Source organism: Streptomyces sp. NPDC056580 (assembly GCF_042793175.1).
GTDB lineage: Bacteria > Actinomycetota > Actinomycetes > Streptomycetales > Streptomycetaceae > Streptomyces.
Genome location: NZ_JBHTVE010000009.1, coordinates 288,208 through 307,342, shown reverse-complemented (window position 1 = coordinate 307,342; position 19,135 = coordinate 288,208). Strand labels below are relative to the sequence as shown.

Below are 19,135 nucleotides of genomic sequence, written 5' to 3'. Positions count from 1 at the left end.
TGTGCGCCAGTCCGAGGAGCCCTCAGACGATTTCCGTGTCCAGGGTCACGGGCCTGGCGGGGGGACCTTCGTCGAGCAGCGTGCGCAGCAGCCCGGCGAGTCTGGTCGGATACACCGTCTCATGTGCCCGGGTCAGTTCCCGGCACGTCCACCAGCGCGCTCCGGCCACGCTGCGCCGCTCCAGCTCGGTCAGGCCCAGGGCCGCGGTCTCCGTCTGGGTCGTACGGGCCAGGTAGTACCACTCGTCCTGGTCCCAGCGCCGGCCCGCGAACGGGAAGGAGCAGCGCCGGCGCCACAGCACGGGGCCGAGGGCGACGTCGGTGATGCCGGTCTCCTCGGCGAGTTCCCGCAGGGCGGCCTCCTCGCGCGTCTCGTCGCCCTCCAGGCCGCCGCCGGGGGTGAACCACCAGTCGTCGGCCGGATCCTCCGGCTCGTGGCCGTGCAGCAGGAGAATGCGGTCCTCGGGGTCGAGCAGGACCACCCGGGCCACCCTGCGCAGTCCGCCTTCGTAGGTGTCCTCGCCCGGCCGCGTGGGCTCAGCGGGCACCGGCGGGCTCCGGGCGGTTGCGGGGGCGGCCCAGCCGCTTGGCGATCGAGCCGAACGCGCCGCCGCCGAGGACCAGGACGGCACCGACGACGATCATCAGCTCGATGATCCGGATCGGGCCCGGCTGTGAAAGGGCGCCGAGCGCCTCGAATCCGGTGGGGCGGGCGAGCGTGCCGTTCATGGGCCAGACGACGGAGTCGACACGCGCGGTGACGGCGCCGCGCGCCACCGTGCCCTGGGCGGCGTCGGTGAGGTGGGCGGTGGAGTCCAGGGAGCCCTGGCGCTCGTCGCCGAGGAGGAACAGCCGGCCCTTGGGGACGGTGATCCTCGGGAAGTCCGTGCTCTCGGCCGGGCTGCCGGCGGGCAGGTAGGGCTCGTCGATCTGCTTGCCGTTGACGGTGAGCTTGCCGTCGGTGCAGCAGGAGACGGTGTCGCCGCCGACCGCGACGACCCGCTTGACCACGTTGGCGTTGCTGACCCAGCTCTTGTCGCGGAAGACGACCACGTCGCCGCGCCGCACGTCACTGCCGTCGACCCGCTGGGCGAGCACCCGGTCACCGGCGTCGATGGTCGGCGTCATCGAGCTGGTCGGCACGGTGTAAGGCCGGTAGACCAGCGCTCCCCAGGCGAAGCCGCCGAGGAACAGCACCAGGCCCAGCGCCATGGCCACCCCGGACAGCCGTTCCCCGAGCCGGCCGCCGCCGGCCCGTGCCGTGCCTGTGCCCACGGTGTGCGGGGCCGTACGCATGGTGCTCTCACCGCTCATGGACCCGCACCCTACCTGCCGGTACCGAACGGGGGCAGCCCCTCTTCCACGACCTGGGGAACAGCTTTCCCGGAGCTTCACAGGGGGGCCTCACGGGCCCCACCGGCACGGCGGGCTCAGCGCTTGCCGGCCGCCGCCTGAGCCCGCGCCCCGGTGCGCAGCCGGTCAGCGCGCCTGCGCCGCCACACGACCACCGGCAGCACGGCCGCCACCGCCACGCCCTGCGGCGCCACCGTCAGGGACATGGCGGAGGACTGCTGGCCGAGGCCGGGCTGGTCGAAGGTGTCCGGCACCGGCAGGGTGCCCCAGCGGTTGATCGGCCAGGCGCGCACGATGGCGCGGCCGACGACCTTGTCGACGGGGACCATGCCGTGGTGGCTGTCGGACTGGTTGTAGCGGGAGTCGCGGGAGTTCTGCCGGTGGTCGCCCATCACCCAGATGTAGCCCGCGGGGACCTTCACCTTGAACTGGCCGCCCTGGTCGTCCTGGCTGCACGGTGTGTTGCCGGGGTAGACGTAGGGCTCGTTGAGCGCCTTGCCGTTGACCGTCAGCGGACCGGTGCCGTTGCACTCGACCGTGTCGCCGCCGACGCCGATCACCCGCTTGATCAGGTCCTTCTCCTCCGCGGACGGCATCAGGCCGATCCAGCTGAGGATCTTCTGCACCGGGTTCGGGTTGGGGGCGGGCTCGCCCGCCAGCCAGTCGTCCGGGTCGTGGAAGACGACGACCTCGCCGCGCTCGGGCTTGGAGCCGAACCACGGGGTGAGCTTGTCGACCAGGACGCGGTCACCCTGCTGGAGGGTGTTCTGCATCGAGTCCGAGGGGATGGAGAACGCCTGCACCAGGAAGGTCTTGATCAGCAGCGCCAGGACCAGCGCGATGCCGATCAGGATCGGCAGCTCCTTCCAGAAGGAGCGCGGCTTCTTCGGCTGGTCCGCCGTCCCGTCCGCGCCCTCGCCGTCGCTCCGCGGCCGGTGTTCCTCCGGCCCGCCGTCCCCGGACGCCGAGAAGTCGGAGTTCCCGGACGTCACAGCGCCGTCCGGGGAGGGGACGTTCGCCTCCACGGGACGCCCGCGGTGCTCTTCGCCGTCGTGTCCCGACCGTGCGCCAACCGCCACATCCCCCACGCCAACTCCTTACTCTCTGCCGCCGCCTGCGCCATCCACGGCGCAGGCCCACCACTCCCATAACGAGCGGGAGTTCCGCAGGGGTCGGGAGTCTGGTCATTCCGTTCGGATCACCGGGGGCAACCCTATGCGACAGCGGCGGGGCAGCGGTCGACCCCGACACGGAGTTCGCGACGCTTGCGAAGGTTTTAGGTTCGTCGAGGCTGGTCCAGTGACCGATCGGCCAGCCGATCACCATGGCGCGGCCCACCACCGAGTCCTCGGAGACCGTGCCGCCGTACGGGGTGTTCTGGTGCGCGCGGGAGTCGGCGGAGTTGTCGCGGTGGTCGCCCATCACCCACAGCCGGCCCTGGGGCACGGTGATGTCGAACGGCGTGATGGACGGGGCGCTGCCCGGGTTGAGGTAGTCGGTTTCGCTGAGCGGGCTTCCGTTGACGGTGACCCGGCCCTGTGCGTCACAGCACTTGACGTGGTCCCCGCCGACTCCGATGACCCGTTTGATCAGGTCCTTCTCGTTGTCGGAGGGCAGCAGGCCGATGAAGGTGAGGCCTTCCTTGAACTGCTTGACGACCACCGGGTCGTCCTTCGTCCGGGTGGTCTGCTCGTCGGCCAGCCAGCCGCCCGGGTCGTGGAAGACGACGACGTCCCCGCGCTGCGGCCGGGAGCCGAACCACGGGGTGAGCTTGTCGACCAGGACCCGGTCGCCGATCCGGATCGTCTGCTCCATCGAGCCGGACGGGATCACGAAGGCCTGGACGAGGAACGTCTTGAGGACCAGCGCTATGAGCACCGCGACGCCGACCAGAAGGGGGATCTCCCGAACGGCCGACCGCCTGCGCTTGCGCTTCACCTTGCGCTGGAGCTTGCGCCGCTCCGCGCGCGTGCGGCCCACGCCCGGTCCGGCGCCGGTGCGGCGGGTCCCGGTGGGCAGCAGGCTGTCTGCGGCGGTGGCCGGCGCTCCGCGCGGCCTGCCACGGTTACCCATGGCCGTCCCCCGCGGAAGCGGGCGCGGGCACGCGCGCGTAGGCCGCGGGCCGCGCCAGGTGCCGCCAGTGGCCGTACGGCCAGGCGACCCAGTCGGCCCGGCCGATGACGTCGTCCACGGGAATCATGCCGCCGCCGGGCGAGCCGAGGTGGTCGCGGGAGTCGCTGGAGCGACTGCGGTGGTCACCGAGGACGAACAGGCGGTCCGCGGGCACGACGACGTCGAAGGGGACGCTGGACGGGCTGTCCCCGGGGTGGAGGAACGCCGTCTCGTCGACCGGCCGGCCGTTCACCTCGAGTCTCCCCTCCTTGTCGCAGCAGACCACATGGTCTCCCCCCACTCCCACGACGCGCTTTATGTAGTCGGCGTCCCCGAAATACCCGGTCCCGTCGAAGACAATCACGTCGCCGCGCAGCGGCCGGGCACCGAGACGGTACGCCAACTTATTTACGAGGACGCGGTCGCCGATCCTCAATCCCTGTTCCATGGATCCGCTCGGAATCTGGAACGGTTGCACCACGAATGCGTTGAGGAGGAGCAAAAACGCCAGGCAGACGAGGAGGGTGAGGGTGATCCCGCCGCCCGGCAGCCGTGCGGCGACCCGCGGCAGCAACGCGAAACGCGACCGGCCCTCAGTCCCCGGGGTTCCGGGTCGGGAGGAGCGGTCGCGTTGCGTCGGCTGTGCTTCGGTGTCCATCGGGGCCAGATGCTATCCGGCCCCGCCATGACCCCGGAAAAGCGCTCAGCTCTCGCGCTTCTCCTTGATCTTCGCGGCCTTGCCGCGCAGCTCACGGAGGTAGTACAGCTTGGCGCGGCGCACGTCACCACGGGTGACCAGCTCGATCTTCTCGACGATCGGGGTGTGCACCGGGAAGGTGCGCTCGACGCCGACGGAGAACGAGACCTTGCGGACCGTGAAGGTCTCGCGGACACCGGAGCCCTGGCGACGGATCACAACGCCCTTGAACTGCTGCACACGGGAGCGGTTGCCCTCGATGACGCGGACGTGGACGTTGACGGTGTCACCCGGGCGGAAGGAGGGGACGTCGTCGCGCAGCGACGCGGCGTCGACGGTGTCGAGCAGGTGAGACATTTCGTCTGCTTTCTTCGCTGATGCCACAGGTCATCAACGGGAACTAGGTTTCCATGAGGACTGCCGTGCGGGTCGGAACGGGCGTCGTGTCCCCCTGTGGCAGGGACGCACGCCGGACGGACGCACAACAGCCGCCTATTCTTCCATGCCGTCGGCGTGGCGCCAAAACCGGCCGTACGGCTCCCCCTCCGGGTCCGGCTCCCAGCCCAGGATGGAGAGCATCTCGCGGTCCTTCTTGTCGAACACCCCGGGGGCGCAGCGCTCGATCAGGTCGGGCCGGTTGGCCGTGGTGCGGCGCAGGGCCTCGTCGCGGCGCCAGCGGGCGATCCTGCCGTGGTGGCCGCTGAGCAGCACCTCGGGGATGTCCCGGCCGCGCCAGACGGGCGGCTTGGTGTAGACGGGGCCTTCCAGGAGGCTGGCCATGGCGCCGGGCGCGAAGGAGTCGTCCCGGTGGGACTCGGCGTTGCCGAGCACGCCGGGCAGCAGCCGGGCCACGGCCTCGGTGACGACCAGGACGGCCGCCTCGCCGCCGGCGAGCACGTAGTCGCCGATGGAGACCTCGTACACGGGCATCCGGGTCGCGTACTCGTCCATGACGCGCCGGTCGATGCCCTCGTAGCGGGCCGGTGTGAAGATCAGCCAGGGGCGCTCGGAGAGTTCGACCGCCAGTTCCTGGGTGAAGGGGCGGCCGCTGGGGGTGGGCACGATCAGCGCGGGAGCCCGGGAGCCGGCCTCGTAGCCGTCGGCGAGCGCCGTGTCGAGCGCGTCGCCCCAGGGCCCGGTCTTCATGACCATGCCGGGGCCGCCGCCGTAGGGGGTGTCGTCGACGGTGTTGTGCCGGTCGTACGTCCACGCGCGCAGGTCGTGCACGTGGACGTCGAGCTGCCCGCGCGCGCGTGCCTTCCCGACCAGGGAGACGTTCAGCGGCTCGAGGTACTCCGGGAAGATCGTGACGACGTCGAGCCTCATGCGTCCTCTTCCCGGGACGAGGCGATCTCCGCGCGGTCGTCGATCAGGCCCGGCGGGGGCGTGATGACGGCCTTCTGCTCCTCGAGGTCGATCTCGGCCACGATCTCCGCCACGAAGGGGATCATGACCTCGCTGCCGTCCGGGCGCTCGACGATGAAGAGGTCCTGGGAGGGCAGGTGCGAGATCTCGGTGATCCGGCCGATCTCCGTGCCGTCCGCGGTGACCACGTCGAGGTCGATGAGCTGGTGGTCGTAGTACTCGTCCTCGTCCTCGGGGAGTTCCTCGGGGTCGACCTCGGCGATCAGCAGGGTGTTGCGCAGGGCCTCGGCGGCGGTGCGGTCGCCGACGCCCTCGAAGCGCAGCAGCAGGCGCCCGCTGTGCACCCGGCCGGTTGCGATGGTGAGCGGTCCGGCGGAGGCCGGGTCGGTGGCCAGAACGGCTCCGGGGGCGAGCCGCAGCTCCGGCTCGTCGGTACGTACCTCGACGGTGACCTCGCCCTTGATGCCGTGGGCGCGTCCGATCCGTGCGACTACCAGCTGCACTGTGCTTGATCTCCTGTCATACGACTACGGGCCGGGGACGGCCCAGTGGCCTTCCCCGGCCCGAGCCGGTGCTGCGATAAGCGTCAGCGGACGTGGTCCACGTCGACGAGGTCGACGCGGACGCCGCGACCGCCGATGGCGCCCACGACGGTGCGCAGAGCACGCGCGGTACGGCCGTTGCGGCCGATCACCTTGCCGAGGTCGTCGGGGTGCACCCGGACCTCCAGCACGCGCCCGCGGCGCAGGTCGCGCGAGGCGACCTGCACATCGTCAGGGTTGTCGACGATGCCCTTCACGAGGTGCTCGAGCGCCTCTTCGAGCATGCTGCTCAGGCCTCGGTCGACTCGGACTCGGCAGTCGCCTCGTCCTTCTTCTCAGCCTTCTTCTTCTGGGTGATGGCCTCACCCTTGCCCTCGTCGTCACCGCCGAGAGCCTCGAACGACGGACGCGTGGCCTTCGGCTCGGCGACGAGCAGCGGCGCGGGAGCCGGCTCGCCCTTGAACTTCTGCCAGTCGCCGGTCTTCTTCAGGATGGCGAGGACGGGCTCGGTCGGCTGCGCGCCGACGCCCAGCCAGTACGCCACGCGGTCGGCGTCCACCTCGATGACCGACGGGTTGTAGGTCGGGTGGTACTTGCCGATCTCCTCGATGGCCCGGCCGTCACGGCGGGTACGGGAGTCGGCGACGACGATGCGGTAGTGAGGCGAACGGATCTTGCCCAGACGCTTCAGCTTGATCTTGACTGCCACGGGAGTGGGTTCTCCTGGTTTTGACGTGGTTGGGCACGGCGAGCTGCCGCGTGGGGTTGCGGTACCCGAATGCCCGATGGACGCGTCAGCCGGAGGAGAGAGGGGTCCTGTGCGGCTGTCGAGTACAGCTAGCCATTGTGCCACACCGTTCGGATCGCTCTTCGCCGCGGGGGGCCGGACGATCCCGGGCATGGCTGAGCGGCACCCGGCGCGGAGGTGACGTGCGTCGGGTGCGCCGCCCGGCCGTGGACCCCGCGGGCATGGGGGCCGCGGGTGTGCGGCTGCCACGAGCAGCCGCACGCCTACGCCGCGCCCGCGACCTCCGGGATGCGGAACGGCTTGCCGCAGCCGCCGCACACGATGGGGGCCTGCGCCAGGACCGAGGGCACCACCCGGACGTTGCGCCCGCAGTCGCAGACCGCCTTGACGCGGACGCCGCCGCCGGAGGAGCCGTGGCGGGCGGCCGGGCCGCGGAAGGTCCGGGAGGTGTCGGCGGAGGTGGCCGCCGTGTGGGCCTTCAGGGCGCGCTGGAGGCGCTCGATGGTCGGGCGGTAGCGCCGCTTCGCCTCGGGATCGAGCGTGACCAGCGAGAAGCCGCTGCTGGGATGCGGCTCCTCGGGGTGGTCGAGGCCCAGTTCCTCGGCGATGGCCAGGAAGCGGCGGTTGTGGTAGCGGCCGGCGCGGGAGGTGTCGCGGACACCGCGGGCGGCGGCGATGCCGTGGACGGCCTCGTGGAGCAGGCGCTCGAAGGAGAGTTCGTGTCCGCACGCGGACGACGACTCCCCGATCAGGGACTCTGGCGCGGCAAGGTCCGGCAGCTCGGGGTGGTACCGCTGAATGTCGGCCCACGCCTGCGCCAGCTCTGCGGCGAGAACAGGTGGTGTCTGTGTCGTGCTCACGTAATGACAACGAGCGTGGGTGCCTCTGTGTTCCTATTCCGGGGCATCCCAAATAATTTGCACGTACCCGTCAGTTGCCGCTGATGCGTCCTGACGAGGGCGGGTGCGCTGATCTGCGGAGAAGCCTCACAGCTCGTACCAAGCCGGTGCGTAGTCCGACGTACGACGCGTCGTGCAGGCGGTGCCGGGGCGGCGGCCGGTGGATGCGCAAGGTGTGTTTCGGCCGCTCTCGCCGGACGCCTTCACCTCTGTCAACGTCCGCGGGGATCGTGACGTTACAGGCTGCCTGCGCACCCGTCGTCACCGGCCCGCCCCCACGTGAGCGGACACCGTACGGTCGCCCGCATTGCGTGGATGTGAATTCTCGCCACTTCTGCTCCTGGTCCCCAAGCCGGGCCCCACGCCCCCTGGACGGCACCGCGAGCCGGGAGTTACCTGACATAGGTGGAAGGGTGCGAGCGATCGGCACGGGGGCCTCGCAATCGGGCACTGCGACGAACTGTCGGCGGATTGGGGCGCTTACCTATGACACCTACGCTCGTGCGGGAGCACTTGTCTCACGCGGGTCCCGTACCACCCGGCGTGAACCCGTGCGCACGCGCGCGTGACTGGTCCGAGATCCAGGAGCGGATGCTGGTCCCGCTCTACGAGGCCGTCTACGAGCGGCTCGACGTGGGCCCGGCGACCCGGCTGCTGGGTCTGCACTGCGGTTCCGGTCTCGCCCTGCTGATGGCGTCCTCCAGGGGGGCCGCCGTGACCGGGGTCGACTCCTGCCGGGAACTGCTCGCCCTCGCGCGCGAGCGGCTGTCGCCGGACGCCGCGCCCGGCACGCGCGCGCGTACGCGGCCGGACACGGGCGGGGCCCGGGGCGGCGGCACGAGGCTCGTCGAGGACCTGGACCTGCCCGGCGTCGCGGCCGGCGCGCGGACGCCCGCGTACACCCTGATGACCGTCTTCGAGCCGATCGGCTGTCTGGCGGGCGACTCCGAGGGGCTCGGCGGGCTGCTGGCGGGCGCGCTGCCGCTGGCCGCGCACGGGACTGCCGTGGTGCTGGCCGGCTGGGGGCCGCCGGAGCGCTGCGCCACCTCGTCCGTGCTCCGGGTGGCGACGAAGCTCGCCGATCCGCTGCGCAGTCCGGGCAGCTGGCGGTCCGCCCGCCGCGACGATCTGGAGGAGGTCGCCCAGCGGGCCGGGCTCAGGCCGGACGGCTCGGGGCGGGTGGCCTGCCCGTTCGGCTACGCCGACGTGGACAGCGCGGTGCGCGGCCTGCTGTCGACCGGCCTCTTCGACGCGGCGATCGCGGCCACCGACGGCAAACAGGTGGACAAGGAGCTCGCGGAGGCGCTGCACCCGTACCGGCGGGCGGACGGCACGGTCTGGATGCCGAACGTCTTCCGCTATCTCATCGCCCGGGTGCCGTAGTCCTAGGGCTCCGTGTCCTTGGTCAGTCGGGTGATGCCGGCGATCCGGTAGGCGTCCGCCTCCTCCAGGGTCTCCTTCTCAAGCAGTGCGTGCGCCAGCGCGTCGAGCCGGCCGCGGTGGTCGCGCAGCTTCTGGAGGGCCTCCTCGTAGCACTCGTCGACGATCCGGCGCATCTCGGCGTCGATCACGTCGAGGGTCTGCGGGGCGGCCGACAGACCGTACGCCTGCTGGGCGTCGCCGGGAAGCGCGGAGAGCCGGCCGATGCGCTCGCTCATGCCCCAGCGGGCCACCATCCCGCGCGCGATGTTGGTGACCTGTTCGAGGTCGCTCTCCGCGCCGGTGGTGACGACTCCGTAGACGACCTCCTCCGCGGCCATGCCGCCGAGCGCGCCGATGATGCGGCCGCGCAGATAGCCCTCCGAGTGCGCGTACCGCTCCACCTCGGGCGTGGACATGGTCACCCCGAGCGCCCGGCCGCGCGGCACGATGGTGATCTTGCGGACCGGGTCGGCGCCGGTCTGCAGCATGCCGAGCAGGGCGTGGCCGCTCTCGTGGTACGCCGTGCGGCGGCGGTCCTCCTCGGGCATCACCAGGGTGCGCTCGGCGCCGAGCTGGACCTTCTCAAAGGCCTCGGACAGGTCCGCCTGCGTCACCCGTTCCTGTTTCCTCTTGACGGCCAGGAGCGCGGCCTCGTTGGCGAGATTGGCCAGATCCGCACCTGTCATGCCGGGCGTCACCCGCGCCACCTGGGCCAGGTCCACGTCCCCGGCGAGCGGCATCTCCCGGGTATGGATGCGCAGGATCGCCTCGCGCCCGCCCCGGTCCGGCGGGGACACGCTGACCACCCGGTCGAAGCGGCCGGGCCGGGTCAGCGCCGGGTCGAGGATGTCCGCGCGGTTGGTCGCCGCGATGACGATCACGCCCTCGGAGCCGGAGAAGCCGTCCATCTCGGTGAGGATCTGGTTCAGGGTCTGCTCGCGCTCGTCGTGGCCGCTCATCGAGGCGCCGCCGCCGCGCACCCGTCCGATGGTGTCGATCTCGTCGATGAAGATGATCGACGGCGCCACCTTGCGGGCCTCGGCGAACAGTTCGCGGACCCGGGAGGCGCCGACGCCGACGATCATCTCGATGAACTCGGACGCCGAGGCCGAGAAGAACGGCACGCCGGCCTCGCCCGCGACCGCGCGCGCGAGCAGCGTCTTGCCGGTGCCCGGGGAGCCCGCGAGCAGGACGCCGCGGGGCAGCTTGGCGCCCATCCTGCGATAGGTGTCGGGGTGCTCGAGGAAGTCGACGACGTCGTCCAGCTCGCCCTTGACCTCGTCGATGCCGGCGACGTCGGCGAACGTGGTGCGCGCTTTGCCGGGCAGCAGTTCGACCGGCCGCGGCGGTGGCTTGCGCCCGAACATGCCGCCCGCGCCGCCCAGCCCCGAACCGAACCGCCGGGCGATGAAGATCCACACCGCCACCAGCAGCACGATCGGGACGAGGGAGATCAGCAGGTTGGACAGCAGTCCCCGCTCCTGCACGACCGGCCGGGCCGTCACCGTGACCTTGTGGCTGCTCAGGTTCTGCCACAGCTTGTCGTCGGCGAAGGCCGGCCGCTGCGTGCGGAACTTGGTGTAGTCGCCGCCGCCCTCGGGGTTGGCACGGGGGCTCTTGAGCTGGCCCTGGATCGCGTCGCCCTTGGAGTAGATCTTGGCGACGTTGCCAGCGCCGACCTCCCGGCTGAACTCCGTGTAGGAGATCGTCGGCTCGTTTCCCCGGCCCAGGTAGTTCAGGCCGACGTACGCCAGCAGGAAGACGATCACGGCGGTGACGAGCAGGCCCCACCACTTGCCGCCGCGCAGTCCGCCCCCGCGCCGCCGGGGCGTGTCGTCCGGGGTGCCCTCGGCGCGCCACGGCTGGTCAGGGGCCTTGCGGGGTGGCGCCGCATTGCTCATACCTGGACGTTACGGCACCGCGCCTGCCTCGGCATGCGCTGAGGGCGCCCCCCGGCCCGGGGAGCGCCCTCGTAGACGTGCGGCCGGATCAGCCCATGAACTTCTTGAACTCGTCCGGCAGCTCGAACTCCTGGCCGCCCTGCTGCGGCAGTCCGAAGGCGCCGCCGCCCTGGGCGGCCGCGGCGCGCCGGGCCTCCTCCTCCTGCTCCTGCTGCTTGCGCTTCATCGGGTTGCCGGAGCGCTGCTTGCCCTTGGCCTTCTTGGGCTGCTTCTTGCTCCGCCCGGGGCCGCCACCCATGCCCGGGATGCCCGGCATGCCCGGCATTCCTCCACCCTGCGCCATGCGGGACATCATCTTGCGGGCCTCGAAGAACCGCTCGACGAGGTTCTTCACCGCGCTGACGTCGACGCCGGAACCCTTGGCGATACGGGCGCGGCGGGAGCCGTTGATGATCGTCGGGTCCTGGCGCTCCACCGGTGTCATCGACTTGATGATCGCGGCGGTGCGGTCGACGTCCCGCTCGTCCAGGTTGTTGATCTGGTCCTTGATCTGGCCCATGCCGGGGAGCATGCCGAGCAGCTTGGAGATGGAGCCCATCTTCCTGACCTGCTCCATCTGGGCCAGGAAGTCGTCCAGGGTGAAGTCCTGGCCCTTCTTGGACGCCAGCTTCGAGGCCATCTTGGCGGCCTCTTCCTGGCTGAAGGTCTTCTCCGCCTGCTCGATCAGGGTGAGCAGGTCACCCATGTCGAGGATGCGGGAGGCCATCCGGTCCGGGTGGAAGGCGTCGAATTCGTCGAGCTTCTCACCGTTGGACGCGAACATGATCGGCTTGCCGGTGATCTGCCGGATCGACAGGGCCGCGCCACCGCGGGCGTCGCCGTCGAGCTTGGAGAGCACCACGCCGTCGAAGCCGACGCCGTCGCGGAAGGCCTCGGCGGTGTTGACGGCGTCCTGGCCGATCATCGAGTCGACGACGAACAGGATCTCGTCCGGGGAGACGGCGTCGCGGATGTCCGCGGCCTGCTGCATCATCTCCTGGTCGATGCCGAGCCGGCCCGCGGTGTCCACGATCACGATGTCGTGGACCTTGGTCCGCGCGTGCTCGATGGAGTCCTTGGCGACCTTCACCGGGTCGCCGACGCCGTTGCCCGGCTCCGGCGCGTAGACCGCGACGCCGGCGCGCTCGGCGACGACGCTGAGCTGGTTGACGGCGTTCGGGCGCTGGAGGTCGGCGGCGACGAGCAGCGGCGAGTGACCCTGCTCCTTCAGCCAGCGGCCGAGCTTGCCCGCGAGGGTGGTCTTACCGGCGCCCTGCAGACCCGCGAGCATGATCACGGTGGGCGGCTGCTTGGCGAAGCGGAGCCGGCGGGTCTCACCGCCGAGGATGGTCACCAGCTCGTCGTTGACGATCTTGAGGACCTGCTGGGCGGGGTTCAGCGCCCTGGAGACCTCGGCGCCCAGGGCGCGTTCCTTGACGTTCTTGATGAACGACCGGACGACGGGCAGGGCCACGTCGGCTTCGAGCAGTGCGATGCGGATCTCGCGCGCCGTGGCGTCGATGTCCGCTTCGCTCAGTCGGCCTTTCCCGCGGAGGTTCTTGAAGGTCGCACTGAGGCGGTCGGAGAGGGTATCGAACACGGCGGCGTCGGTCCTCGGATGTCGGGGGCGTTTCGGGCTGCCCTCCAGGATATCCGCCCGGCGGGCGGATATCCCCCGCCCGCCTCACGCAGCGGACGGGAAGCGGGACGCGGTGTCACCCGCGCAACGCCTCCTCCAGCGCCTCGGCCGTCGAGGCCGCGTCCTGCGGCGGCAGCGGCGCCCCCGCGCCGGTCGTCACGTAGAAGGCGTCGACCGCGTTGGCGCCGAGGGTGCTGACGTGCATGCTGCGCACCCGCACCGCCGCCTTCTCCAGCGCCATGCCGATCCGGAACAGCAGCCCGGGTGCGTCCTGCGCGCGCACCTCGATCACCGTGGCGTGGCGGGAGGCGGCCGGGGCCACCGTCACCCGGGGCGGCGGAGCCGCCCAGCCGCGGCGGCGCGGATAGGCCGCGTCCCGCTCGGCGAGGCGGCCGGCGACGTCGAGGGAGCCGTCGAGGGCCCGGACGAGGTCGGCGCGCAGCCGGGCCGCCTGCGGCAGCGAGCCGTACTCGGCCGCGACCCGCCAGTTCAGCAGCAGGACCGAGGCGTCGTCGACGTCGTCGGGCAGGCGCAGGGCGCGCAGCCCGGCCGTGCGGACGGTCAGCCGGTGCACGGCGAGCACGCCGGCGACGGCCGGCAGCACGCCCGGCTGGTCCGGTACGGCGATGATCAGCTCGACGCCGAGCGGTTCCGGCCCGCCCGGGGCCTCCTCGTCGGCCGCCGGTTCCGTCTGCGCGCGCAGCGCGAGGACGGGGCCGCCGGTACGGAAGGCCTCGATGGCGAGGCGTTCCTGCTCGGCGGTGGGCGCGGCGGGTTCGGGCTCGTCGGTCTCCTCGCCCGCGAGGACGGCGGCCACGCGCCGCACCAGGTCGGCGACGAGGGAGCCGCGCCAGGAGGACCAGGCGGCGGGGCCGGTCGCGAGGGCGTCGGACTCGGTGAGGGCGTGCAGCAGTTCCAGCGTGCCCGGGGTGCCGACGGCCTCGGCGACCGAGCGGACGGTGGCGGGGTCGTCCAGGTCGCGCCGGGTGGCGGTCTCGATCAGCAGCAGATGGTGCCGCACGAGGGTGGCGAGCACGGTGGCGTCGGCGTGGTCGAAGCCGATCCGCGCGGCCACGTCCCTGGCGATGATCTCGCCGGCCACGGAGTGGTCGCCGGGCCAGCCCTTGCCGATGTCGTGCAGCAGCGCGGCGACCAGGAGCAGGTCGGGGCGGCTGACGCGGCGGGTCAGCTCTGAGGCGCGGACCGCGGTCTCGATCAGGTGCCGGTCCACCGTCCAGAGGTGGACGGCGTTGCGCTGCGGCCGGCAGCGGACCCGTTCCCAGTCGGGCAGCAGCCGGCTGATCAGGCCCTCCGCCTCCAGCGCTTCCCAGACGCCGATGGTCGGACGGCCGGAGCCGAGCAGCGTGACGAGCTGCTCGCGGGCCTCGGCGGGCCAGGGCGTGGGCAGCGGGCGGGTGGTGGCGGCCATGCGCCGCACGGCGTGCAGGGAGAGCGGTAGACCGGCCTGGGCCGCGGCGGCCGCGGCGCGCAGCGGGAGCACGGGGTCGCGTTCGGGGCGTGCGGCGTGGGCGAGCACCACCTCGCCGTCCTGCTCGACCACGCCCTCGGCCAGCGGCGACCGCTCGGCGATCGGTCGGCCGCCGCCCAGCATGGCCCGCAGCCGTGGGCGGACGGCGCGTGAGCGCAGCACGCGGCCGACCTCGCGCCAGGTGACGTCGCCCGCGTACGAGATCACCCGGGCGGCCTCGTAGACCTGGCGCAGCAGGGTGTCGGCGTCCAGCAGGCCCAGTCCGGCCGCGACCTGGTCCTGTTCCTGCAGGGCGAGCCGGTCGGTGGCGCGGCCGGTGGCCAGGTGCAGGGCGTCCCGGACGTCGAGCAGGCGCCGGCGGGCGTCCGCGAGGCCCTCGCGCGGGGCGTCGGCCAGCCAGGAGGCGGCCACGGCGCGCAGGGCGGTGGCGTCCCTGAGACCGCCGCGGGCCTCCTTGAGGTCGGGTTCCAGGAGGTACTGCAGCTCACCGTGCCGTTCGGCGCGCTCGGCGCACAGTTCCCGCAGTTCGGGGAGGCGTCTGGGGGCCTGGTTGCGCCAGTCGGCCAGGGCGGCGGTGCGCAGTCCGGCGGTGAGGCCCGGGTCGCCGGCGAGGTGCCGGGCGTCCAGCAGGCCGAGCTGGACCTTCAGGTCCTCGCCGGCGGCCTTGCGGGCCTCGGCCGGGGTGCGCACGGAGTGGTCGAGGGCGAGGCCGAGGTCCCAGACCGGGTACCAGAGACGGTCGGCCAGGGCGGCGACGGCGTCCGCGCCGGCGCCGTCGTGCAGCAGCAGGAGGTCCAGGTCGCTGCGCGGGGACAGTTCCCCGCGGCCGTAGCCGCCCACGGCGACCAGCGAGACGCCGCCGGTTGCGCCGGCCGCGGCCGTGAAGAGGCCGGTGAGCCAGTCGTCGGTCAGCTCGGCGAGCGCCGAACGGCGCGGCGGCCCGGCCCGCGTCCCCTCGGTGAGGAGGCGCAGCCGGGCCGCCGCGTAACCGCCGGGTCCCGAGTCGTCCGTCTCTTCGCGCACATCCGTACCCGTCACCCAGCGACTCCTGTCCTGTGTCAGAGCGCGTCCGGGCCGCGCTCGCCGGTGCGGACCCGTACGGCCGTCTCCACCGGCAGCGACCAGACCTTGCCGTCACCGATCTTGCCGGTCCTGGCGGCCTTCACGATGACCTCGACGAGCTGCTCGGCGTCGTCGTCCTCGGCCAGCACCTCTATGCGGATCTTGGGAACCAGGTCGACGGTGTACTCGGCACCGCGGTAGACCTCGGTGTGACCCCGCTGACGACCGTAACCGCTGGCCTCGGTGACCGTCAGACCGTGGACGCCGAAGGCCTGGAGGGCCTCCTTGATCTCGTCCAGCCGGTGCGGCTTGACGACGGCGGTGATGAGCTTCATGCGTCCACCTTCTTGGAGGGCTTGGGGGCCGTGGCCGGGCCGGGAGCGGGGGCGGCGGAGCCGATGACGCCGCCGCCGGTGCCGCTGAAGTCGTAGGCGCTCTCGGCGTGCTCGGCCTGGTCGATCCCGGAGATCTCCTCGTCCTCGGTGACCCGCATGCCGATCGTCCTGTCGATCAGGAAGGCGAGGACGGCGGAGGCGACCAGGGAGTAGGCGAGGACCGCGAAGACACCGGCGCACTGCTTCCACAGCTGGTCGAAGGAGTGGTCGCCGTAGAAGACGCCGGTCGCGTCGGACTGGCCCTTGCCGGTGGCGAAGAAGCCGATGAGCAGCGAACCGATGATGCCGCCGACCATGTGCACGCCGACGACGTCGAGGGAGTCGTCGTAGCCCCACTTGAACTTCAGGCCGACGGCCGCGGCGCAGGCGACACCGGCGATGGCGCCGACGGCGATCGCGCCCAGCGGGGAGACCGCGCCGCCGGACGGGGTGATCGCGACCAGGCCGGCCACCGCGCCGGAGGCGGCGCCCAGGGTGGTGAACGCGCCGTGGCGGATCTTCTCGTAGGCGAGCCAGGCCAGCATGGCGGCGGCGGTGGCGACCTGCGTGTTCACGAACATCAGCGCGCCGACGCCGTCGTCGTTGCCGAGCCAGGAGCCGGCGTTGAACCCGAACCAGCCGAACCACAGCAGACCGGCGCCGAGCATGACCAGCGGCAGACTGTGCGGGCGCATCGGGTCCCGCTTGAAGCCGACCCGCTTGCCGATGACCAGGATGACGCCCAGGGCCGCGGCGCCGGCGTTGATGTGGACCGCGGTGCCGCCGGCGAAGTCGATCACGCCGAGCTTGTAGGCCCAGCCGTCGGCGCCCCAGACCCAGTGGGCGACCGGGACGTAGACGATCGTGGCCCACAGCGCGACGAACAGCGACCAGGCCGAGAACTTCACGCGGTCGGCGAGGGCGCCGCTTATCAGGGCCGGCGTGATGATGGCGAACATGAGCTGGAAGACCATGAAGACGAAGATCGGGATCGTGTAGCCGTCCCAGAGTTCCGTCAGCCCGATGTTGCTGAGGCCGAGCCAGTCGGCGTTCCACCCGAGCAGGCTGGATCCCGAGCCGAAGGCGAGGGAGAAGCCGTAGAGCACCCAGAGGATGGTGACGATGCCCATGCTGATGAAGCTCATCATCAGCATGTTCAGGGTGCTCTTGACGCGGACCATGCCTCCGTAGAAGAAGGCCAGGCCAGGGGTCATGATCAGGACCAGGGCGGAACAGATGAGCATGAAGCCTGTGTTCGCGGCGGACAACTTGGGTGCCTCCGCGGCAAGCGTGATGGCTGGTGCCATCGGCGTCTCCTCGTCGGTTGGTACGGCCCCGTGCGGGCGGTGCCTGAGCGGTCCGGTCGGGTGAGGGGTGGGCCGGTTATGCGCCATGAGACTGGCGCAGCGCGGTTTCGGTGGAAGCCCCTCGCTGTTTCGCCGGGGTGACGAAGGCGCCCTGCGTGTTACGCGTCGGTGAAGAGCGGGATGTCCGGCTGCGGGATCGTTATCGTGGCGCAACCTCCACGGGAACGAGTAAACCGGCCGCGGCGGGCCTCTCCGATGACCTGGCGCGGGGGAGCCGAGTCGGGCGGTTCGGGAGGCCCGGCCGCGGCCGGGGCTTGCGAGTCCTGCGGGGTCAGACGGCCTCCGCGGCCTCCGGCAGGTGGACGGTGAGCTGCTCGGAGAGGTCGGCGACGGCCGCGAGGTCGCCGAAGTCGCGCACGGCGGTGTCGACCGTCTTGCGGATGCGGGTGTTCACCCGCTCGGAACGCACCCTCTTGGCGACCCGCATGGCGTCGCAGGCGTGCTGGGTGCTCTGCTCGGGCTCGCGCCGCAGCAGGTGCACGGTGGCCAGGCCGATCAGGTTCAGCGCGTACGACCGCTGGTGCTCGTGGTCCTCGGCGAACAGTTCGACCGCGCACTCCATCAGCGGCTGCGCCAGGGAGGCGTAGGCGGGGCTGCGGCCGGCCACGTAGGCGAGGTCGCGGTAGGAGTGCGAGTTCTCCGCGAACAGCTCGGCCTCGGAGAAGAAGCGGATCCAGTCGGGGTCCGGCTCGTCCCACTCGTGGACGTCGGCGAAGGTGTCCTCGGCCATGCGGACCGCCCGCTTGCACTTCCCGGGCTGGCCCATGTTGGCGTAGGCGCGGGCCTCCATCGCATACAGCATGGCCTGCGTGCGCGGGCCGGCGCAGTCACGGCTGCCGTACTGCGCGAGGTGGATCAGCTCCAGGGCGTCGTCGGGCCGGCCGAGATGGATCATCTGACGGCTCATGTTGGACAGGATGTAGGAGCCGAGCGGCTTGTCGCCGGCCTCCTTGGCGGCGTGCAGGGCGAGGACGAAGTACTTCTGCGCGGTGGGCTGCAGGCCCACGTCGTACGACATCCAGCCCGCGAGTTCGGCGAGTTCGGCGGCGACCTTGAAGAGCTTGCGGCCGGTCGCCTCGGGCTGGGGTTCCTGAAGCAGGTCGGTGACCTCGTGCAGCTGGCCGACGACCGCCTTGCGGCGCAGGCCGCCACCGCACTGGGCGTCCCACTGGCGGAACATCCGCGTGGTGGACTCCAGCAACTCCAGCTCGGGCTTGGACAGCCGGCCCGGCCTGCGGGAGTCGAGGGCGGTCTCCGGCTCCGGCTGCAGGGGCGAGGAGGGGGCCGGGACGAGCCAGCGCTGGAGGGGCTCGACTAGGGACGGGCCCGCGGCCAGGGCCAGCGACGTCCCGAGGAACCCGCGCCGCGCCAGCATCAGGTCGCTGCGTGAGAACTCGCTGAGCAGGGCCACCGCCTGCGGACCCGTCCAGGGCAGGTCGACGCCGGACGCGGAGGGTGACTGGCGGACGGCGCGCAGGCCCAGGTCCTCGATGGAGACGACACAGCCGAAGCGCTCGGAGAAGAGCTCGGACAGGATTCGCGGGATCGGCTCGCGAGGGTTCTCGCCGTCCAGCCAGCGGCGCACCCGCGAGGTGTCCGTGGAGATGTGGTTGGCACCCAGCTGGCGGGCCCGGCGGTTCACCTGGCGGGCCAGCTCGCCCTTGGACCAGCCGCTGCGCACGAACCAGGAATCGAGCAGCTCGTTGGGGCGCTTGTCAGCGTTCGTCCCGCTTCCGCCGTTGCCGCCCACTGGCACGCCCCCATCCCTGAGACCACTTGTCCGCCGAGTGCGCCAAGCCCTATCAGAATGCCGGTAAATAGAGCCTCCCGTCCGCCGGTTCTCACCCTTCGAACGAACCGGCGGCTTGCCTCCGGCATACCCGCGAGAGCATGTGCCCCCACGTCTCGCACACTCACAGTAATCCCACGATCACCCGTTCAGCCATGGCGAACCTGGAAACGCCACCATTCGCCACCCCTTCGAATGAACTCACGGTCGGCTCGGCGCGATTCACTTGACATAGGACGACAGGACGCCGGTGGGGTGATGCACGCGGGGGCGCACAACCTTCCCCGCGCCACCCACGACGCTTCGACGCGCCGCCCCCGCTTCCCGGAGCGAGTGGA

The 19,135-nt window shown here is 71.6% G+C and carries 17 protein-coding genes and 1 pseudogene; 1 reads left to right on the top strand and 17 read right to left on the bottom strand.

The window, feature by feature from the left end:
- Positions 1 to 22: 22 nt before the first annotated feature.
- From ACFQ9Z_RS22135 to ACFQ9Z_RS22085, 11 genes and pseudogenes are all read right to left on the bottom strand, one after another.
- On the bottom strand, positions 23 to 547 hold the full coding sequence (locus ACFQ9Z_RS22135) for an NUDIX hydrolase (RefSeq protein ID WP_383020938.1): 525 nt from the start codon (positions 545 to 547) through the stop codon (positions 23 to 25).
- Positions 537 to 1,313, bottom strand: a complete 777-nt coding sequence (lepB, locus tag ACFQ9Z_RS22130; protein WP_383020934.1) for a signal peptidase I — start codon at positions 1,311 to 1,313, stop codon at positions 537 to 539. Before lepB (ACFQ9Z_RS22130) ends, ACFQ9Z_RS22135 begins: the two co-directional genes overlap by 11 nt.
- 116 nt (positions 1,314 to 1,429) lie before the next feature.
- Positions 1,430 to 2,440, bottom strand: coding sequence for a signal peptidase I (gene lepB, locus ACFQ9Z_RS22125; RefSeq protein ID WP_383020931.1), 1,011 nt, complete (start codon positions 2,438 to 2,440; stop codon positions 1,430 to 1,432).
- Positions 2,331 to 3,425, bottom strand: a pseudogene (lepB, locus tag ACFQ9Z_RS22120) (signal peptidase I); the annotation flags it as partial. The gene lepB (ACFQ9Z_RS22125) and the pseudogene lepB (ACFQ9Z_RS22120), both read right to left, overlap by 110 nt.
- The gene (lepB, locus tag ACFQ9Z_RS22115) at positions 3,418 to 4,122 is read right to left on the bottom strand and encodes a signal peptidase I (RefSeq protein ID WP_383020926.1); all 705 of its coding nucleotides are present in this window, start codon (positions 4,120 to 4,122) and stop codon (positions 3,418 to 3,420) included. The pseudogene lepB (ACFQ9Z_RS22120) and the gene lepB (ACFQ9Z_RS22115), both read right to left, overlap by 8 nt.
- 45 nt (positions 4,123 to 4,167) lie before the next feature.
- On the bottom strand, positions 4,168 to 4,518 hold the full coding sequence (rplS, locus tag ACFQ9Z_RS22110; RefSeq protein WP_383020923.1) for a 50S ribosomal protein L19: 351 nt from the start codon (positions 4,516 to 4,518) through the stop codon (positions 4,168 to 4,170).
- A 135-nt stretch (positions 4,519 to 4,653) separates the two neighbouring features.
- The gene (trmD, locus tag ACFQ9Z_RS22105) at positions 4,654 to 5,487 is read right to left on the bottom strand and encodes a tRNA (guanosine(37)-N1)-methyltransferase TrmD (protein ID WP_383020919.1); all 834 of its coding nucleotides are present in this window, start codon (positions 5,485 to 5,487) and stop codon (positions 4,654 to 4,656) included.
- Positions 5,484 to 6,029 (bottom strand): ribosome maturation factor RimM, encoded by a 546-nt coding sequence (gene rimM / locus ACFQ9Z_RS22100; protein WP_383020916.1) that lies wholly within the window; start codon positions 6,027 to 6,029, stop codon positions 5,484 to 5,486. The genes trmD and rimM overlap by 4 nt, the downstream gene beginning before the upstream one ends.
- Before the next feature lie 83 nt (positions 6,030 to 6,112).
- Complete coding sequence (locus ACFQ9Z_RS22095) at positions 6,113 to 6,352, bottom strand: RNA-binding protein (RefSeq protein WP_005479813.1); 240 nt, start codon at positions 6,350 to 6,352, stop codon at positions 6,113 to 6,115.
- A gap of 5 nt (positions 6,353 to 6,357) precedes the next feature.
- A complete protein-coding gene (gene rpsP / locus ACFQ9Z_RS22090; RefSeq protein WP_383020911.1) occupies positions 6,358 to 6,777 on the bottom strand; it encodes a 30S ribosomal protein S16 in 420 nt (139 codons plus the stop codon).
- A 302-nt stretch (positions 6,778 to 7,079) separates the two neighbouring features.
- A complete protein-coding gene (locus ACFQ9Z_RS22085; protein WP_383020908.1) occupies positions 7,080 to 7,676 on the bottom strand; it encodes a hypothetical protein in 597 nt (198 codons plus the stop codon).
- A 525-nt stretch (positions 7,677 to 8,201) separates the two neighbouring features.
- On the opposite strand from ACFQ9Z_RS22085, the gene ACFQ9Z_RS22080 reads away from it, so the two are divergent.
- Positions 8,202 to 9,098, top strand: coding sequence for a class I SAM-dependent methyltransferase (locus tag ACFQ9Z_RS22080; RefSeq protein ID WP_383020904.1), 897 nt, complete (start codon positions 8,202 to 8,204; stop codon positions 9,096 to 9,098).
- A gap of 2 nt (positions 9,099 to 9,100) precedes the next feature.
- Here ACFQ9Z_RS22080 and ftsH read toward each other — a convergent pair whose 3' ends face one another.
- The 6 genes from ftsH to ACFQ9Z_RS22050 form a co-directional block, all read right to left on the bottom strand.
- Positions 9,101 to 11,038: an ATP-dependent zinc metalloprotease FtsH gene (ftsH, locus tag ACFQ9Z_RS22075; protein WP_383020900.1), complete on the bottom strand. Its 1,938-nt coding sequence runs from the start codon at positions 11,036 to 11,038 to the stop codon at positions 9,101 to 9,103.
- Positions 11,039 to 11,126: 88 nt separating this feature from the next.
- Complete coding sequence (gene ffh, locus ACFQ9Z_RS22070) at positions 11,127 to 12,677, bottom strand: signal recognition particle protein (RefSeq protein ID WP_383020897.1); 1,551 nt, start codon at positions 12,675 to 12,677, stop codon at positions 11,127 to 11,129.
- Between the two features lie 115 nt (positions 12,678 to 12,792).
- Positions 12,793 to 15,243: a [protein-PII] uridylyltransferase gene (locus tag ACFQ9Z_RS22065; protein ID WP_383020893.1), complete on the bottom strand. Its 2,451-nt coding sequence runs from the start codon at positions 15,241 to 15,243 to the stop codon at positions 12,793 to 12,795.
- A gap of 20 nt (positions 15,244 to 15,263) precedes the next feature.
- Complete coding sequence (locus ACFQ9Z_RS22060; protein ID WP_100828472.1) at positions 15,264 to 15,602, bottom strand: P-II family nitrogen regulator; 339 nt, start codon at positions 15,600 to 15,602, stop codon at positions 15,264 to 15,266.
- The gene (locus ACFQ9Z_RS22055; RefSeq protein ID WP_383020888.1) at positions 15,599 to 16,948 is read right to left on the bottom strand and encodes an ammonium transporter; all 1,350 of its coding nucleotides are present in this window, start codon (positions 16,946 to 16,948) and stop codon (positions 15,599 to 15,601) included. The genes ACFQ9Z_RS22060 and ACFQ9Z_RS22055 overlap by 4 nt, the downstream gene beginning before the upstream one ends.
- Before the next feature lie 331 nt (positions 16,949 to 17,279).
- On the bottom strand, positions 17,280 to 18,758 hold the full coding sequence (locus tag ACFQ9Z_RS22050; protein WP_383021387.1) for a hypothetical protein: 1,479 nt from the start codon (positions 18,756 to 18,758) through the stop codon (positions 17,280 to 17,282).
- Between the last annotated feature and the right edge of the window lie 377 nt (positions 18,759 to 19,135).

Coding starts and splice junctions, on each gene's coding strand:
- lepB (WP_383020934.1), bottom strand. CDS start 1,313: ATGAGCGGTGAGAGCACCATGCGTACGGCCCCGCACACCGTGGGCACA.
- lepB (WP_383020926.1), bottom strand. CDS start 4,122: ATGGACACCGAAGCACAGCCGACGCAACGCGACCGCTCCTCCCGACCC.
- rplS (WP_383020923.1), bottom strand. CDS start 4,518: ATGTCTCACCTGCTCGACACCGTCGACGCCGCGTCGCTGCGCGACGAC.
- trmD (WP_383020919.1), bottom strand. CDS start 5,487: ATGAGGCTCGACGTCGTCACGATCTTCCCGGAGTACCTCGAGCCGCTG.
- ACFQ9Z_RS22095 (WP_005479813.1), bottom strand. CDS start 6,352: ATGCTCGAAGAGGCGCTCGAGCACCTCGTGAAGGGCATCGTCGACAAC.
- ACFQ9Z_RS22080 (WP_383020904.1), top strand. CDS start 8,202: ATGACACCTACGCTCGTGCGGGAGCACTTGTCTCACGCGGGTCCCGTA.
- ftsH (WP_383020900.1), bottom strand. CDS start 11,038: ATGAGCAATGCGGCGCCACCCCGCAAGGCCCCTGACCAGCCGTGGCGC.
- ACFQ9Z_RS22060 (WP_100828472.1), bottom strand. CDS start 15,602: ATGAAGCTCATCACCGCCGTCGTCAAGCCGCACCGGCTGGACGAGATC.
- ACFQ9Z_RS22055 (WP_383020888.1), bottom strand. CDS start 16,948: ATGGCACCAGCCATCACGCTTGCCGCGGAGGCACCCAAGTTGTCCGCC.